The organism is Synechococcus sp. CC9902 (genome assembly GCF_000012505.1).
GTDB lineage: Bacteria > Cyanobacteriota > Cyanobacteriia > PCC-6307 > Cyanobiaceae > Parasynechococcus.
Map to the genome: position 1 here is coordinate 963,994 of NC_007513.1, position 15,681 is coordinate 979,674.

A 15,681-nucleotide genomic window follows, 5' to 3' on the forward strand; every position below is an offset into this window, starting at 1 on the left:
CCAACGGATGTCCAATCACCATTTCAATAAAAAGCTCGAGCGTGAGTTTGAAATGGCCAAAGACCAGGGCCGTTGGCTTAGCGATGATGAACAGAAAGTTCTTGATCAACGTAAGGAGATTCGCTCCAAATTAATTGTCCTTACTGGGGTTTGTTGTCTGTTGCCCCCTCTTTGGCCTTTCGCCTTTGGTTTAACACTTTACCTCCTTTTCCCGAAAACAATCTCCCGAGTTGGAGTTGTTGCAACTGTTTTTTTTCTCCTAAGTTCTTTGGTTGCAATGGGAATTCTTATCTTCTTGCTCTTGGGGCTGTTTAATACTTTCTTTTAGAGCGGTTTCGTTTTAACCAAGCTTTCGTGGATCGGATGAGATTGAAGTCGCCTCGCTTGAAATGCCCGATAGTAAACCGTTATCCATCGATGGGGAGCCAGACCGTTTGGCCAAGCAGTGTTCAAGCCCCTGTTTCGAACGGATAAAGCGCACATGACCCAACTCACATCACCGGTTGATGCGCAGTGTCTGGATCCTCTTCAATAGGCGTCCCTCAACGGGGCATCAATTTCGTTAAGTTGTGTGAAAGGCGGTTGCTTTCCTATGGCTGGTTCCTTCGGAGTTGTTGGCTGTGGTTACGTAGGAGCGGCTGCAGCTCAACATTTCGCCCAAATTGGCTTTGAAGTAACAGGGACAACAACATCGCCCTCGCGACTGCAAGAGCTCTGTTCGATCGTTGATCACCCTCGGATCTATCGGGCAGGAGCTCCTCACTCGGACACGAGCTTTTTGGATTCGCTCGATGGTCTCTTGGTTGCCATTGCACCCACGTCCGTGAGCATGGAAGAAGACCAATACCGCTCTGTTTATGGAGCTGGCGTTTCTGCGTTGGTTGAGGCCATTAAATCAAGGCAATCGTCCCGCCCTCTTCATGTGTCCTACTTGAGTAGTGCTGGTGTGTATGGCAATCAAGGGGGAGAGGTTTGTGATGAGTCAACCCCTGTGGACCGTTCCAATAGTGCCAACGCACTATTGGCTGATGCTGAAAGTGCTGTCCTCAGCTTGAACGACTTCGGCACGTCTTCCTGCGTGTTGCGATTGGGTGGTATCTATGGTCCCAATAAAGACATTGCGTCTTTCATCCGAAGCGCTTCTGGACAAATGGTTCCCAAAAATGGGAGTCATATCAACGCATGGGTTCATCTTCATGACATCGTTCATGGCATTAATTTTGCGTTCGATCAACGGCTGCAAGGTCTTTACAACTTGGTTGATGATCTACAGGTCTCCCGTAGAGATCTCTCGAACATGCTTTGTGATGAACATGGCTTAGCTCCGGTGATTTGGGACAATCACGACAGACCCGATTCGCGTATTTTTAATGCTCGCGTTAGCAATGGGAAGTTGAAGGGTTTGGGTTTCAATCCCTCTGTTTGCTCCATGCTGGACCCAGTTGCCGCTGTTTAGACCATTGAACCGGCCCAATTTTTGACGCAACGATTGACCTGTTGGTTCATTGTCGTTGGCTTGGCGGTTTTAACGCACTGCATGTCGACGACGCGAATTCGCGTTCGTTACCGGTTGGTGCCGTTCACCAACCCGCCTTCAGCACCAGATGTGCTCCCACCCAACAGAGATCAAACAGACGTTTTTTTAATTTGAGCCCCGTACAGCCGGGGGCATTTTCTTGCTTTGTATCATTACAAACATTTTACTTGCGTCAGTTGAGGCCTAATGGACTCAATCGGAATTCGGCGGCTGTGGATTTGGTGACCACCCCTGGTGATGTTTTAGGTCTTTACCGACTTCAAGCCCAGACAATTCATGGAGTGCTTTGGTTGCAAACGCACTTTCCTGCCTCTGAATGGGATGCGTTGTTGCATGATCAAGCTTGTTTTAGTGGTGATTGCCTCGACAACTTGTTGGCCGATGCTCTGAAAGCTGGTTTGTTGGTGAACCAGCCCGTCGCCGCATAGTCAGATCAAGAGCTAATTGTTCGTGATTTAACACTTCTTATATTGTGTTTTGAACACCAAGATTTTGCAGTTATAGACATGGATTTCGGCTTATTTCCTTTGAATCCTTCCCTTAATTCTTTTGGTTTGTAAACCCACGTTGCTGAAAGCCACGTTCATCGGGTTTGGTTGATTAGAACGAATGAGTTCCGCTGTGGAATTCTATGACGGAAGATTTTTGTATCGAGTTCGCCTCTTCATTGGCGATCATGTTGATTGAGTTGAATGCGGAATTAGAAGATTTTGCTGAGCAGATCGATCAATCCCCCTTGATTGAGCTTGAAGGTGTTGTCTAATCGGTTTCCATCTTGACCGGATTATTTGAGTCTCTGCGCCTTTGAGAGAGGTCTGTTTGGTGAGCTACTGATCTTAGTTTTTAGCGTTCTGCATATTTAAGTGCTTTCAAACCCATCGCCATATGGGTTCGAAAACTTCCAAGGGCCATCAGTTGCTTGGGTGACCTTGTGGTCCCTAGGGAATCACCCCTTTTTTCGATCCAATGAATCAATTCCTTGGTCTGGTCTGCCCAGGCACTCAACGCTGCACGGATTAACTCGTCTTCATCGATTCCAGGCCAGGCCAATGATTGATCGTCAATGGCAGCCTGCAGAAGGTCCTTGAGCTGGTCGTAGCTCAGGGCATCTGGAAAAGAGGGGTCGGTTTCGATAATTAAGGAAATCTGAAGACCTTCTTAGACCGTAGTCCTGGGCCTGGCCTTTTTGCCACCCCCTATTCGTCAGGGTCGACGTTGAGGCCGCGAATGTTCAGGGCAACACGTCGGGCCAAAAGCAAGGCTGGGTAAAGAATTTTTGATCTGGCGTCATCGCGGAACACCCCTTGGAGGAGTCCTAAAAGTTGATCACTTGGCTCCATACGGCGACACAATTCGGCAATCGCTTCACTGCCGTGCCATATCTTCTTGCCTTCAATTAGGACAGCTCCCTTGGCCAGGGGAAAACCCTGTTCTCTGAGTTGTTGCCTTTGGATGTGGTCGGCTCGACCATCAACGATTAGAAGTCCATGCACTCCACTACTTAATTCGCTCCGTGCCGCGAAATTGCTGCAAAACGGACAGCCGCCGTCGTAGAGGAGGGTGAGGGTCATTAATGAATTCTGCCGTGCGTTTACTTGTGGTGGTGGGCTTACTTCTTTTGATCAACCTTGCTGGGGCCACAACGGCCATGGCGTCTTGGCAGTGTGAGGGGGATTTGCTCACAGTTGAACGAATTTCAGGAGCTGTGGATCCCCGTGGCTTGGTTCAGGAGATGCCCAATCAACTGGAAGGAACCCTCCCTGGGGATGGGATTCTGCTCCGTTGGCGAGCGTTAACTCTGCAGCTGCCTCGCACCAATAACGCCGGAACGCCGAGCTATACAGATGGACGATGGTGGTGGCGTGAAGAGGATTCCCAGCATCCGGAATTTTTTGAACGGCGAGGTGAAATCAAGCGTTATGCCTGCGATCCTGCCTGACGCACCTTTTTGACCGTTTGTCCTGCTTCGATCGCGGTGACAATGCCAAGGATGCTTAAGCCGAGCAGACCGATCAGTTGTGTTTTTGGATCCATCTCGATGGTGTTCCCCTGGCTGAACAGGGCGCCTGCGGTCAGCCAAGCCCCGTTTGCGACCGCTGTGATCCAGTAAGCACGCCAGCGCCGTTGGTACAGGTAGCCAGTGCCAAGACCAGGCACAAAATTCAGCGCAACGGCCACCCACGCCGATGAAGCCGCCAAAATCTGTTCACGCGTCGGCGTTTTTGGATTCAACGAAGTCACTTACAACACCATGACGAATTGGATCGTATCGCTAATTTGCTTAGTCCTTACGGCGTCATCGTGCCTCGGACTGCTCATCCTTTGGGTTGGTTTAAAGCGCGTGTTTCAGGAGGCCCCACAGCTCAATCCATCTATTCCGTCCCTTCCAGTCGATGCTGAGGTTGTTGATGGTGAGGGCATCAGCCTCACCGTTGTGATTCCTGCGTTCAATGAATCGCTGAATATCAAACGCAGCCTTGGGAGTGTTTTTCAGTCGTTGCCTCCCTGTGGGAATTGGCACGTGGTGGTTGTCGACGACATGTCGACAGATTCAACGGTGGATATGGCTCAGGAGTGCGCCAAACAAATGGATCAGCTGAACCGATTCACCTTGATTCAGGCCGGTCCTCGTCCTGCTGATGAACGGTGGGTTGGTAAAAATTGGGCCTGCTCAAAAGCGATGGAACAGTTGAAGAGCTCTTGGGTTCTCTTCATCGATGCCGATGTGGAGTTACGGCCCACAGCCCTGCGTCGTGCCCTTGTTCAAGCCATTCATGAACGTGCTGATTTATTCAGCGTGGCTCCCCGCCTCGTCTGCACATGTCTTGCTGAATGGATGGTGCAGCCGATCATGGCCAGTTTGTTGGGTCTTGGATTCCCGATTGTTGAAGCCAACGATCCCAGCTCGGATGTTGCGTTTGCGGCTGGTCCGTTCATGTTGTTTCGCCGTTCTGCCTACGACGCCATTGGTGGTCATGCAGCCTTGGCAGGGGAGGTCGTGGAAGATCTTGCGTTAGCCCGAACGATCAAAACGTCAGGTTTTCGTCTTCGTTATGTCTTGGGGCTGGATGCTGTTGATCTTCAGATGTACCCAAATCTCTCTGCTCTTTGGGAGGGATGGACAAAAAATTGGTTTCTTGGCCTGGATCGCAACATCCCAAAGGCTTTAGCGGCTGGCGGAGTGGTGATGCTGATGTTTGCTTCTCCATGGATTCTGTTGCCCACCTGCGCTGTTTTAGCGGTGGTGTTATTGGGGCCAACGGTGATGATCGTTGCGTCGGCTCTGCTGGCAGCGATGGCTCTCGTTCTTCAAATCGTTCTTCGTTTTTGGATTCAAGATCGTTTTGGAGTGCCGATGAGGTTCTGGTGGCTGATGGGAGCTGGCGGGCTTTTGGTCGGTGCGATAGCTCCTGTTTCTGTGTGGAGAAGCATCACCGGACGTGGCTGGACTTGGAAGGGCAGATCGCTTGCCTGAACTAGCGCTTGTTCGGTTTTTTGCGTTGTCGTCGATTTGACTTTCGCGTTCCTCCGTAGCGATATCCAAGGTCTTGAGCCACTGAGGACCAGCAACTGGGGCAGACAAACAACCAACCTTTTTGTTTGTCACTCGTCACGCGGAAGTGAGTCTCGCCAGAGCAACGACAAACATCGCACTGGTGTCCTTGGTTTTCCACAGTTTTATGCCGATCTCCTCCGGCTGTTGGACCAGGATTGATGATCAAAGATAAGGCTCATGGGTCCCAAAAAAACACAACATGAGGCAAACGGCGCTGCACAGACTTGGCATTGTCCAGCTTTTAGAGATCACCCAATCCTGTTGCTGTCACTCAACTGTGACCAAAGATACAGACTTTGAATCTGGCTCGAGATGCTGATTTTTTTGATGTGTCACCGTGCCTCTTTTATCGGCTGCGGAGATCCCCGATGCCCCTGCGGGAGGCGAATGTTTTGCTTTGTGGAAAACCTGTGCAAAAGCACTGCCGTAATAGGGATTTAGTGATTTTTACTCACCACTCTCGTCGTTCTTTCGGTGCCTGGTGGAGGCCATAGCTTTTACCCAATCCACCAAAGCCAGGGGACCCCTTGTGGCTGCCTGTTCACCTATTCATCGGGTTGTGCACACATCTGACGAATCGGTTGTTCGAATAAGACCAAAGCCTGCATCACTCTGCATTCTGTGATTCAGACGAAAGCGATGGCTCCAAATTTGTAGGAGCCAAAACCCTGTTGCGAAAGCCACCGACGACGCCCACCGTCGATGGCCCCCTAACTCATTGCGTCTCCAATGCTCTGAGCTAAATCCACTCTGAGCAGCCCTCCGACCCGCTTCAGATCACAAACAACAGGCCGACGCATCGAATGAGACCAGAACCTCGATCACCAGCCATGAACGAATGGTTCGATGGCTCAAGCCAAGTCGTACGCCTGGAGAACTTGGAGGCGGATACCACCGAGTTTTACCCAAGCATTCACTGCTTCCTGCTTGGTTTTGTAAGGAGCCCAATCGTCTTCTCGGATTCGCCTCTCAATGTGGGAAGCAACTCTTTTGGCTACCGCCACATCGCTTTTAACGCTGATTTGAACTGACTTTCCATTGATCTGAAGATCCATCAACTAACCACCAACTGATCGATGGCTCCGAAAAAGAAGTCGTCCACTTGCAACTCGAGCATCTTCTGGTGGATGGCCACCACAATTAAACCCTGCACGCATTCTTTCTCCAAGTTTTTTCGGATCGACAGCTATTCGCTCATTTCAGCCGATGCAGCATCCATGGCGTGGGTCTGAGCGAAAGTTGTGACTGACAAGCGCACGCGTCGAGCATTTGTTTTTTAACAACAGCCCCAAACCCAACGGGGAAAACGAGCAAACGTTGTTCACACCTAAAAAGAAACCGAGTCCGAGGCGGCTACTCTCCCGTTATTGAGCTCTGAATATTCATAGCGATAAAACCTGGCGCTAGATCCAATGCCAAATACTTCTGCAGCGATCAGTAGATCCTCTCTATTGCAGGGCTTTTGAGGCTGCAAGAGCGGCCATCTCATGGGCGGTACGTCCGGGCTCAATGGAGTCTGGTTGATTCTCGAAATGGGCAAGCCAGCTCCGGTAGGCCTCTTGTTGGGATTGCTGTACCGAATGGTCTGCATCAGTAAAAAAGATCCCAACGTCCTCTTGGACGCCTTGGCTTGTTGCTAGCGCGCTCTCGACCTTGCTCAAACGCTGTTCAATTGCGGACAAGCGTTTGAGCAGATCTCCCTTTTGATTCGTGCTGTTGAGTGCCCGTCGTAGCGATTTGGACGGCTTGAGTTTGATGTGGTGCTTTTTTCCCATGATGAAAGTTGTTCCTCTGCCATGGTGGATTGGCTTAGCGGAGGTTTGCCATGGAAGGATTCCCCCCAGTGACTCCCATGACGGCCTTAATCGTGGATGACGATGGTCGTTTGACCTATGTGGGTGCCGATGGCTGTCGACGCGTGATCGTTGGGGACTCTGATCTGCTCCAACGCCTGCAACAGCTCCGCAAACTGCGGGGCGATGAGATGGAGGGGGGGTGCGGAATTTGAACTTGACGGACTAGTACAAGTGCACTAGAACAAGTGTATTAGTCGCTCCAGTGACATGTCGACCAGTTCTCCCTATGCGCCCTTTCAAGCTGATGCTTGGATGCGGCAGTCTCTGATTCGTCCTCGGAAGGTTTTTGCTGCTTCGGTCGCCTCGCAAAGTGTGCGCTCAAGAGGTGTGCCCCGCCATCGCCCTTCGCAAGTCGTGCAAGGAGAACTTTTTCTGTTTCCTGTTGTGCTTCCTTGCTGAAGAGTCTGCAACGAACGTTTGCAGACTGGTGCGAATGCCCTTGGATCTGCCAATGTGATCCATGGTTTTTCGCTGTCCCTCCATGCTGCTCTTCGCATCCCAGACGGCTCAGGGTGGTCCTTCTGTCATCCTCCCTGCTCTGTTAATCACAGGATTACTAATTGGCGCATCTCAACTGTTTGTTCCCAAAGGTGGTGATCAGGATTGATTTCTAAGGAGTCTTGTTTGGTTGAAGCTCCTTCTGAGGAGTGAGCGTTGACAAAATCGAGGCTCCAAATTTATTGGGATTGAAGCTGCTTCGTTTCGGAGTTTGTCCTAACCGGACAATCACTGTTTTGAAGCTGGGTACGACAAGGATGAGCTGTCCTTCATATCCTTCCGCTGAGTAACTGTTTCTTGGTAAGTCCGGCCTGCGGCGTTTAGAGCTCAGCCACCAATGAGCTCCGTATCTTTTTTTTGATCCTTTGGATGCAGTTACAGCATGCTGAACCCAGCTTTTAGGAATTATTTGTTGATCATTCCATGCCCCTTGATTAAGATATAGCAAGCCAAATCGAGCCCAGTCTCTGGCGCTAGCCCATCCAAGAGATGACGCTACGAAATTTCCTGACGCGTCTGTTTCTAGGTAAGCCGATTTCATTCCTATCGGTTTAAATAGTTCTTCGTAGGGATAGCTCCAGTAAATGGGATCATTGTTAATCGCTAAACGTAATCCTCGGCTAATAATGTTAGTTGTTCCTGATGAATACGACCAATCTCGCCCCATTCTTCCAGTTATTGGTTGTCCAGTCGCGAATGTTGCTGTGTTGGCTTCTTGAGTGAGCATTTGCACTACGTCTGAATCCAAGCTTCGTGTGCGTTCGTCAAAGTTCAAGCCGCTATTCATCCTTAAGAGATGATCCAATGTGATTTTTTGGCGCGCATCGTAGTCGTTGCTCCATTCCGGCAACGACAAGGGTGCATTAAGCCGCAATTGACCATTTTTAACGGCAATTCCAATCAGCGCATGGGTGATGCTTTTGGTCATCGACCAACCGATTAATGGCATAACCGGTGTGATGCCAGGCGCATAGCGCTCAGCAATGACCCAACCGTCTTGCACCACAACAATCGCGCGGGTTCGTTTTGGTGCCGAAGGTTGCGAGTCGTGGAAGGCCTCGCTGATGGCTGCTTCTAATTCTTTTCGGTTAATCCTGGGAGGTGTGTCTGATGCGTCGGGTGAAATTTTCCAGGGTGTTGGTATTGCTTTTGCTTTTGAAACTTGACTTCTTGTTTGATTGGGTAGTTTGACAACTTCGCTGTTGGTAATCGCTTGACTACAACCAAGATTTCCCTGCCGAACAGCTTTGCCTCGCACAAGTCCAAGGAAAGCCCAAGCGTGAACGACTCCACGAGTTGCATCGATTTGGGTTTGGATCAGGCCTTGCGCAAGGGCTAGTTCTTCTCTTTTGAGCCTGTTTTCATCCATTCCGGCCATCAAAACGCCAGAGCAGAGCATCTTTGCGCTGTAAGCCGTACCTGCCCGGGCCAAGTTGAACGTTTTGTGGGCGTAAGGCAGGGTCAAGCCCGCAGCAGCCAAAACAACGAAGAAGCCTCCAAGAGTTCTCCCGTGCATCGTTTGACCAAACAACCGTGGCAACATCGCCTCCGCACAAAAAAGGCGGGAGTTACCTCCCGCCTTCATCATCGTCTTGATCTAGATCTAGTAGACGCCGTAGCTCACTCCGCGGTAACGAAGATTGCGTCCGCCAGTGGCTTCTTGTTGTTGCCCAATTGCTTCGTAGGCAATGCCCCGATACCGCAATTGTGATTTGTTGGATCGGACTAATGGTGTGTGCTGGTTGTCGGTGTAATCAGCATTCCGAAAAGCACGGACCATTGCGGAACGTGCAAGGTCAACGGCCCGACTTTTCACGGCGCGGGCTTTGATCAGTTGAAGCGTGTTCATAAAACACTCCTTCATTGCCCACGCCCCCGTTGCTTGGCATGGGTCTGACTGCAGCTTCGATTGGAAGCTCAACGTGGACCAAGAATACCACTTCTGTATCAACTGCTACTGAACTTAATCTTTCATGACGTGCTCCGTTGGTCAGGCCTTCAGGTGGCTTTGAGAGGAGATCGGTTGCATGAAACCACGTTGTTGCGTTGTCCAGCTTCAGGGATCCGTCTGATCGATCACATCGCAGACCATCGACCGCTGTTAAAACGATCTCATCCGAAGTCTCAGCCCCATGCAGCACTACCTCATTGTCTGGAACTTCCCAACAGTGAAGGGGTCTTGGGAAGCCTGCCCTTCATTTGCTGGATACATCAATTCGGGAGGGCCCGGCGATCACTTCGAAGGTTTTGAACTGAAATACCGCGTTTGTGATCCAATCGGTGGAAAAGGAATGGCGATTGCGGTGGCTGCAGACATCGGCAAAGTGTGGGCCCATCTCGCACCTTGGATCGAAGGCTTTGGTATCCATTTCGATGTCACCCCGGTTGTGTCCGATGCAGAGTTCGCTGCCATGTGGCCTGGCGTGCAGGCATCTGCAGCGTCTGCCTGATCGTCTGAATAACATCCATTGGTTCACTGTTGAAGTCTGATGGCAACGATTGGAGACCAATCATGATTTTGAAGACAGTTGGAATTGCTTTTTCTGTGCTGTTGTGTTCAAGCCATGCTTTGGCAACACCACAGCCCATGATTGAGGAGCTTTTTACCGCAAGTCGAACTCCTGGCGGCCAGGTTGTTTCGTATCCAGAAGGCACCCCCGAAATGCGGGTGTATCGGATCACGATTCCTGTTGGTGCCAAAATTCCCTTGCACATTCATCCATCACCCGTGGTGGTTGTCGTTGAGAAGGGGCGTCTCAGCAACGTTCGCATCATTGATGGTGTTGAAGTCTCTGAAACCCTTGAGTCAGGTGAGGGTTTTCTGGAGGGCCATCCAGCAGAACCGCACTACGTCATCAATAGAGGTAAGAGGCCGGTTGTGAGCTTGGTCACCTTTGCGAGTGTCGAAGGCATGCCGAATCAAATTCAATTGAGGCCTTAGCCTTGGAGGAATCAGGGTTGTCTGGATAAGTTGTCGGATTATTCGCAGTTGATTAAAAGACAAGTACTGAACGTACTTGACTCGTTATTTCGATAATGATTAACATGGCGCTTCTCATTCACCAGTGCTCATCTAGCTTCTTATTGATAAAAGATTACTAAACCAAGTATGCAATAGTCTTTGGTGATCTGGATTGTATTAAAGTTAGAAATGATCAATACTGTGGTTTAATGATTCCTCCGGAGTTCTGTATATTTGAACTGATAGATCGATGTTTGCATGAATTAGCAATGTTAAATCGTTGTGAGATTCATAATGTCTGCTTATTTATGAATTCCCCGTCGTTACGCCGATTGGTAGCGAATGAGCCTGTTGCATTTTCTTGAGCTGTATATAACCAAGGAATGGAGACACCAACCTGGCTTTTTACAGTCGAGCTTGTCTATTCGGTTGTTGCCGTGATGGGCTTTGTCCAGCTTGCTGGTGTGTTATCTCGTCGCTCTAGGCGTGCCAAGTTTCGTAGGCGTAAGTCCTAATCGTTGACGCTAAGACGTTTGAATCCGTTTCTTTGGCGACGCTACAGAAAGATCTAATTCTCAATCATCAACTTTTAATTTCAACTTTTTTCTAAACACTCTTCTGATCAGGCGAGTATCCGGTATGCAGAAGCAGTAGCGATGCTAGAAATTGCCTGAAGAATTTGTAGATCTCTTGTTCTATTAAATGACCATTTGCCAAAGTATGGGTGATTATACTAAATCAACTTTATTGATTCATACTTACCATAATTCTTCTTCGCACTCTGTTTTTATCGTCAGATTTGAGGTTGCGTAAGCTACGCAGAGTAATGAATAGCCTTGCTCGATTTGATCATCATCCAAAAAGCTTTGATCGGATTGATCGACTGTACCTTCTAATATTTTTCCAACACATGAGCTACAAGCCCCAGCCCTGCATGAATATGCCATATCGAATCCCGCTTGTTCTGCAGCATCAAGGATATATTCATCATCCTGACATTCAAATATTTGCAATCCCTTTGGTGTGTGCATTGTGATCTTAAAAGCAGACATCATTAACTACAATCCACGTAATTATTGTTGCGCAATAATGATCTTGTGATAAGTATGCTACTCATTGCACGGTATTTTTATACGACTCTGAGTCGTATTCTTAATATTTAGCCGCCAAGACTAAGTGTATCGTTTGATGTATTATCTTGCTCTTTATTGGCGCTAGCTTGTATGAATTGGCCAGGCTTTCGGCTGGATCAAATTAATGTGTAAATAGATTAGAATTAGTTTTGACCATTTCAAATCCCATTTCGCATCACTTAGGTCCAATAAAGGGCTGGAGATACAAAAGACTGCACATAGCAGTCGCCTTGAGAAAGCAAGGCTGGTCATATACGAAAATAGCAGATTATTTATTTATGACACCCAAAACAATTATGCGAGATATAAAATGTCTTGCTATCCAGGCGCATTGCAGTAAAAAATACAAGTTTCACTCAAGGCTTGAGGCATGACTGAAACTCTGCCAAACACTTTTTAACTACAAAGAGTGATTCTCAAGTAATTGGGCGGTCAATCCGATCAATTCATATCCGTTATCTCACACGGTAATGACGTTGCACAAAGGAGGATGTAAAGAAATTCATCTGCAATTAAATGTATTTCTCAAGTCGACGCAATACAAACTAACTATTACTATTGGGAGTGCAGTGTTAATAGCTAAATGCAGTGACTTCCTAAAAAAAAGCGACCCAATTGATTGGGTCGCATACGATGAAAGATTGCAGATTGATTAGCTTGTTAAGCTTTCTTCAAATCAAAACCTAAATCAGGTTACTTCGAAGAGTGCGCTTTGAGTATCAGCCAGTGCTTTTCAGAGGAAACGCCTAGAAGTAGTTGTTCATGGCCTGAATCGATGCCCAAAGATAGTGACCAACCGTGTTGGCTCCCACCCCAAGTGCTGCGATGAAAGATCCAAAGAAAAAGAGTCGGTAATAGCCAGCACTGTTATCTGGTGCCCAAACGTCGGGATCCTGCATGTATTTACCCAAGTCCGATCTGATGCAGGATGCTTTGGCCAGTCAGCAGCTCAGTACCGAGGCCAATGATGAAACCCATCATTGCCAGACGGCCATTCCATTGTTCGGCAAAAGAGGAGAAACCAAATTTTGCGTCATCCATGATTTAGAAGCATTTTCAACAATGTAACGGATTATGTCGTATGCCTGCGATCTGCTGTGATATCCGATACCAAGAGGTTGAAAAATCTAATATTCACGGCACATGCTTTAGATCGCTAAAAATCATTGATCAGCTGGCATGAGACGTTAGATGCTTTTGTTCTACTCGGGTGTCCACAGCAACGAATACCAGGCAATCATCTCCCACCTGTATTTAATCTGTATCCGCGAGCTTTAAGCACATATGTAACGCTTGTTGCGAGCGTTTATCACTCTTACTAAGCCTGTGATCGACCATTGTTAAATGGTCGTTCTTAGACGGGATCGACAGGTCGCGAACACATCTCCCCCTGCTGGTGAATGTAGGGGTGGATGGGCCTGCAACGATGCAGATAGCTTTACAACAAACTTGATAACTCATTAATTTATAGGACAAATAGTTAATGATTTTGTGCTTTGGCTTGTATCTAAGTAAATTATAAATTTAATTTCTAATTCTAGGAAGCTGCTCCTTGTAAAGCAAACCTCAATTTTTATTTCTGCTGAATTCTGTGTGTTCTGATCTGTTGATACATTTGTAATGCTTAGGTTCAATAAATACCAATACTAGAAAAGAACCCCTTGCTGATAATAATTAGAACACAGATCGCCGTAAAGGCAATCAAATTTGCATTTACTAATCTGAAAACAATCGGACTTCGTTTGGCTTTGCGTCGATCTTCAATGCTTTGCTCTAGATTTTCCCAATATCCATAGACAACTACTTTTTGTGGGCTGAGATTCTTGTCAAATGAAATCGAATTATATCCATTTTTATCAATTTGACATTGTTGAAAATTGATCTTTTCTATCTCATTTAAAAATGTACCTGCAATCCAGGATGCATGCATTCTAATTCCTATCAAAACCCATATTGCAGCCGAGAATCCGATAATGACGTTTAGAAAGTCCATAAATTAAATATTTTTAAAATACTAGTTCCTTTGTCATTCAAAATCAGAATCTATGCTATTTATTTATTTGTCAAATGACACACTATTTCGCTCAATATCTACATCAAGTGCAATCAGAAGATACGCGTTTTTTGCTATCAAAACCGAGGCTGGAAAAGCGATATTTTGCAAGTGGTTTATTTATTCATTGAATAATCTCAAAGTAGGAATCAAGTAATTAATAAAACCAATTGCAAAAAGCAATGTAATTAGCCTAACCGCATCAGTATTGATCAGTAATTCTCAAACTGAACTCAAATCTAATTGGTTCTTTTTTTAAGGCTTAGATTCCGGTAAAGCTGTTATTTCATCTTTAGTATTTATCTTTGACTCAGCAGTCACTGGAGTATCTAAAGACTTCTTATTGTTAATGATCTTTTTCATAGTTGTGTTTTTTCTATAGTTGCAGATTGTGACTTTGCTCCGCCCTTTTTAGACTCTGATTCCTTTTCTGAATCGATACTATATTTAGATTTAGAAGTTTCTATTGTAGGATCAGCTTTTTTAGGCTGTGCAGCTTTTTTAGGTTTGAACTTCGAAGCGTCTAAATTCTTTTCTCCAAAAGTTTTGAAGCCTAGAAATATAAGACCTGCTGTAACAGGAATAGATGTGATTCCGCCTATAGCGATTTCGAAGCCGGTAAGTGCCATTGTTCTTTGTTGGATCATGGCAATTTACCATCTAGTATCGTTTCCAATGACAGAATTATATCGTCAAACATTTTGTATAAAATAACCAGTCTAACTGTATATATAGGCATTGTATCTTCTCGATCCTTCCTAAAAATTTTCCCACTTTGCCAGTTGTTTTAGTATAAAATAAGACTTTTCTATGTTCGCAACAGAAAGTGTAAGTGATATATATTCGCCTTTTATGATAAATATTGTCAGTCTCTCTCGCCTGGATGCGTAATCATAGGATATAGGTTGATGTGTAATTGTATGAAAAATCTTTCATCAAGTAAAAGATTAGATTTCGACTATTTAACTCAGAATTCTCGCGTAGAAACAATCTATCCTTTCAGTATTGATTCTCGAAGAGAGATATCTGAGAATTCATCTGCTGAACTAATTGAAAAATGTTATCGACAAATATTTTTTCATTCAATGAATTCCGACCGTGATCTCTTCCTTGAGTCGCAGTTTAAAAGCGGCAGTATTGAAATAAGAGATTTCATTAGAGGATTACTGCTATCAGATCGTTTTTATCGAGGTTATGTTGCCTGCAATAATAACGAACGACTTGTTGAACAGGTGATCGGTCGGGTTTTGGGGAGACCTATTTATAGCATTCGTGAAAGACTGTCTTGGTCTATTTTAATTGCAGATCGGGGATTTACTTATTTCGTAGATACCATTTTAGAGAGCAATGAGTACATGCAGAGATTTGGATACGATGAAGTGCCGAGACAAGTCAATAGAATTCTGCCTGGCAAAGAAATAGGAGAGATGCCTATCTATCAGAGATTACCAAGGTATGGCGAGAGTTGGAGAAATCGTTTAATTAAAGATAACATGATGATGTCTATTGATTCTTTTAATGTTGCTAATAGGCCACGTACCAAAATTGATGATTTGATTTATAAAGAGCCAAAGGGACGAGCATTACTAATCTGGCGAATATCACTAACCGTTGGCATTGTTTCAAGCGTCATAATTGTACTGTCCATCTTTAATGCTATGTTTAATTCTTAACGAGGAAACTATAGCAATTAAAATCTTGATTTCCCAAGATAACCGCCAAGACAAAATTGGAATTAAAAAAAATTAATCATCTAATCAAGATCCTACGCCAAGCAACACTAAAGCTACAGAGGATAAACTTGAAGACCATTGAATTGATTATTATTCATTTTCTAAAATAAGTAATAATCAATTATGTACGAAAATATGCATAGTGGGTATTATTTATCTTGGCGGGATAGCATGGTGATTAGCGATAAAAATCCTCCCTTTTTAGTGGAGTTTTCCTGTCATTATTGCGGATATAGAAGAATATTGTGCCAGCCACAACAGCGAGTGGTATTGCTGTCAGCAACATCAGTAAAATTGCCGTGTAATCTTGGTACATGATGATCCTAATTTGTTAAAGTTTAATCCTTGGAAAT

At 46.1% G+C, this 15,681-nt stretch carries 23 protein-coding genes; 11 read left to right on the top strand and 12 right to left on the bottom strand.

All coding sequences use genetic code 11. The annotated features are described in order from the left end of the window. Window positions 1–7 precede the first annotated feature (7 nt). The 4 genes from SYNCC9902_RS04945 (at window position 8) to SYNCC9902_RS12935 (ending at window position 2,300) form a co-directional block, all read left to right on the top strand. The gene (locus tag SYNCC9902_RS04945; protein ID WP_041425363.1) at window positions 8–328 is read left to right on the top strand and encodes a hypothetical protein; all 321 of its coding nucleotides are present in this window, start codon (window positions 8–10) and stop codon (window positions 326–328) included. A 264-nt stretch (window positions 329–592) separates the two neighbouring features. Further along, window positions 593–1,456, top strand: coding sequence for an SDR family oxidoreductase (locus SYNCC9902_RS04950; RefSeq protein WP_011359785.1), 864 nt, complete (start codon window positions 593–595; stop codon window positions 1,454–1,456). A 302-nt stretch (window positions 1,457–1,758) separates the two neighbouring features. Further along, window positions 1,759–1,965: a hypothetical protein gene (locus SYNCC9902_RS04955; RefSeq protein ID WP_232179271.1), complete on the top strand. Its 207-nt coding sequence runs from the start codon at window positions 1,759–1,761 to the stop codon at window positions 1,963–1,965. A 203-nt stretch (window positions 1,966–2,168) separates the two neighbouring features. Beyond that, window positions 2,169–2,300 (top strand): hypothetical protein, encoded by a 132-nt coding sequence (locus SYNCC9902_RS12935; RefSeq protein WP_255346184.1) that lies wholly within the window; start codon window positions 2,169–2,171, stop codon window positions 2,298–2,300. Between the two features lie 80 nt (window positions 2,301–2,380). On the opposite strand, the gene SYNCC9902_RS04960 is transcribed toward SYNCC9902_RS12935, so the two are convergent. Further along, a complete protein-coding gene (locus SYNCC9902_RS04960; protein WP_011359787.1) occupies window positions 2,381–2,587 on the bottom strand; it encodes a hypothetical protein in 207 nt (68 codons plus the stop codon). Window positions 2,588–2,733: 146 nt separating this feature from the next. Further along, window positions 2,734–3,108 carry a DCC1-like thiol-disulfide oxidoreductase family protein gene (locus SYNCC9902_RS04965; RefSeq protein WP_011359788.1) on the bottom strand — a complete coding sequence of 125 codons (375 nt, stop codon included), beginning with the start codon at window positions 3,106–3,108 and terminating at the stop codon, window positions 2,734–2,736. Between the two features lie 2 nt (window positions 3,109–3,110). On the opposite strand from SYNCC9902_RS04965, the gene SYNCC9902_RS04970 reads away from it, so the two are divergent. Next, window positions 3,111–3,476, top strand: a complete 366-nt coding sequence (locus SYNCC9902_RS04970; RefSeq protein ID WP_011359789.1) for a hypothetical protein — start codon at window positions 3,111–3,113, stop codon at window positions 3,474–3,476. Here SYNCC9902_RS04970 and SYNCC9902_RS04975 read toward each other — a convergent pair. Next, on the bottom strand, window positions 3,455–3,778 hold the full coding sequence (locus SYNCC9902_RS04975; RefSeq protein ID WP_011359790.1) for a hypothetical protein: 324 nt from the start codon (window positions 3,776–3,778) through the stop codon (window positions 3,455–3,457). The genes SYNCC9902_RS04970 and SYNCC9902_RS04975 overlap by 22 nt on opposite strands. A 10-nt stretch (window positions 3,779–3,788) precedes the next feature. On the opposite strand from SYNCC9902_RS04975, the gene SYNCC9902_RS04980 reads away from it, so the two are divergent. Beyond that, complete coding sequence (locus SYNCC9902_RS04980) at window positions 3,789–5,012, top strand: glycosyltransferase (protein ID WP_011359791.1); 1,224 nt, start codon at window positions 3,789–3,791, stop codon at window positions 5,010–5,012. 932 nt (window positions 5,013–5,944) lie between these two features. Here SYNCC9902_RS04980 and SYNCC9902_RS04990 read toward each other — a convergent pair. Both SYNCC9902_RS04990 and SYNCC9902_RS04995 read right to left on the bottom strand, forming a co-directional pair. Next, complete coding sequence (locus SYNCC9902_RS04990) at window positions 5,945–6,148, bottom strand: hypothetical protein (RefSeq protein ID WP_041424941.1); 204 nt, start codon at window positions 6,146–6,148, stop codon at window positions 5,945–5,947. Window positions 6,149–6,541: 393 nt separating this feature from the next. Beyond that, on the bottom strand, window positions 6,542–6,868 hold the full coding sequence (locus SYNCC9902_RS04995; protein WP_011359793.1) for a hypothetical protein: 327 nt from the start codon (window positions 6,866–6,868) through the stop codon (window positions 6,542–6,544). 50 nt (window positions 6,869–6,918) lie between these two features. On the opposite strand from SYNCC9902_RS04995, the gene SYNCC9902_RS05000 reads away from it, so the two are divergent. Both SYNCC9902_RS05000 and SYNCC9902_RS12940 read left to right on the top strand, forming a co-directional pair. Then, on the top strand, window positions 6,919–7,101 hold the full coding sequence (locus tag SYNCC9902_RS05000) for a hypothetical protein (protein ID WP_011359794.1): 183 nt from the start codon (window positions 6,919–6,921) through the stop codon (window positions 7,099–7,101). A gap of 329 nt (window positions 7,102–7,430) precedes the next feature. Next, window positions 7,431–7,556, top strand: a complete 126-nt coding sequence (locus SYNCC9902_RS12940) for a hypothetical protein (protein ID WP_255344621.1) — start codon at window positions 7,431–7,433, stop codon at window positions 7,554–7,556. A 3-nt stretch (window positions 7,557–7,559) separates the two neighbouring features. Here SYNCC9902_RS12940 and SYNCC9902_RS05005 read toward each other — a convergent pair whose 3' ends face one another. Both SYNCC9902_RS05005 and SYNCC9902_RS05010 read right to left on the bottom strand, forming a co-directional pair. Then, window positions 7,560–8,990, bottom strand: coding sequence for a serine hydrolase domain-containing protein (locus tag SYNCC9902_RS05005; protein WP_232179272.1), 1,431 nt, complete (start codon window positions 8,988–8,990; stop codon window positions 7,560–7,562). A 60-nt stretch (window positions 8,991–9,050) separates the two neighbouring features. Further along, window positions 9,051–9,311 (bottom strand): DUF4278 domain-containing protein, encoded by a 261-nt coding sequence (locus tag SYNCC9902_RS05010; protein ID WP_232179273.1) that lies wholly within the window; start codon window positions 9,309–9,311, stop codon window positions 9,051–9,053. 268 nt (window positions 9,312–9,579) lie between these two features. Between SYNCC9902_RS05010 and SYNCC9902_RS05015 the strand changes: the two genes are divergently transcribed. Together SYNCC9902_RS05015 and SYNCC9902_RS05020 are read left to right on the top strand one after the other, a co-directional pair. Continuing rightward, window positions 9,580–9,897 (top strand): DUF3303 domain-containing protein, encoded by a 318-nt coding sequence (locus SYNCC9902_RS05015; protein WP_011359797.1) that lies wholly within the window; start codon window positions 9,580–9,582, stop codon window positions 9,895–9,897. A 137-nt stretch (window positions 9,898–10,034) separates the two neighbouring features. Next, window positions 10,035–10,388, top strand: a complete 354-nt coding sequence (locus SYNCC9902_RS05020) for a cupin domain-containing protein (RefSeq protein WP_232179274.1) — start codon at window positions 10,035–10,037, stop codon at window positions 10,386–10,388. Between the two features lie 779 nt (window positions 10,389–11,167). Here SYNCC9902_RS05020 and SYNCC9902_RS12030 read toward each other — a convergent pair. The 5 genes from SYNCC9902_RS12030 to SYNCC9902_RS05040 all read right to left on the bottom strand — a co-directional run bounded on the left by SYNCC9902_RS12030 (window position 11,168) and on the right by SYNCC9902_RS05040 (window position 14,224). Further along, the gene (locus SYNCC9902_RS12030; protein WP_071818429.1) at window positions 11,168–11,461 is read right to left on the bottom strand and encodes a 2Fe-2S iron-sulfur cluster-binding protein; all 294 of its coding nucleotides are present in this window, start codon (window positions 11,459–11,461) and stop codon (window positions 11,168–11,170) included. Window positions 11,462–12,288: 827 nt separating this feature from the next. Continuing rightward, on the bottom strand, window positions 12,289–12,453 hold the full coding sequence (locus SYNCC9902_RS12440; protein ID WP_156771072.1) for a hypothetical protein: 165 nt from the start codon (window positions 12,451–12,453) through the stop codon (window positions 12,289–12,291). Further along, window positions 12,446–12,583 carry a high light inducible protein gene (locus SYNCC9902_RS12880; RefSeq protein ID WP_009789958.1) on the bottom strand — a complete coding sequence of 46 codons (138 nt, stop codon included), beginning with the start codon at window positions 12,581–12,583 and terminating at the stop codon, window positions 12,446–12,448. The genes SYNCC9902_RS12440 and SYNCC9902_RS12880 overlap by 8 nt, the downstream gene beginning before the upstream one ends. 589 nt (window positions 12,584–13,172) lie before the next feature. Next, a complete protein-coding gene (locus tag SYNCC9902_RS05035) occupies window positions 13,173–13,535 on the bottom strand; it encodes a hypothetical protein (protein WP_041424947.1) in 363 nt (120 codons plus the stop codon). 419 nt (window positions 13,536–13,954) lie between these two features. Beyond that, window positions 13,955–14,224: a hypothetical protein gene (locus SYNCC9902_RS05040; RefSeq protein ID WP_198001786.1), complete on the bottom strand. Its 270-nt coding sequence runs from the start codon at window positions 14,222–14,224 to the stop codon at window positions 13,955–13,957. 291 nt (window positions 14,225–14,515) lie between these two features. Here SYNCC9902_RS05040 and SYNCC9902_RS05045 point away from each other — a divergent pair, with 291 nt between their 5' ends. Further along, window positions 14,516–15,268 (top strand): phycobilisome rod-core linker polypeptide, encoded by a 753-nt coding sequence (locus SYNCC9902_RS05045; protein WP_156771073.1) that lies wholly within the window; start codon window positions 14,516–14,518, stop codon window positions 15,266–15,268. The last annotated feature ends 413 nt before the right edge of the window (window positions 15,269–15,681 follow it).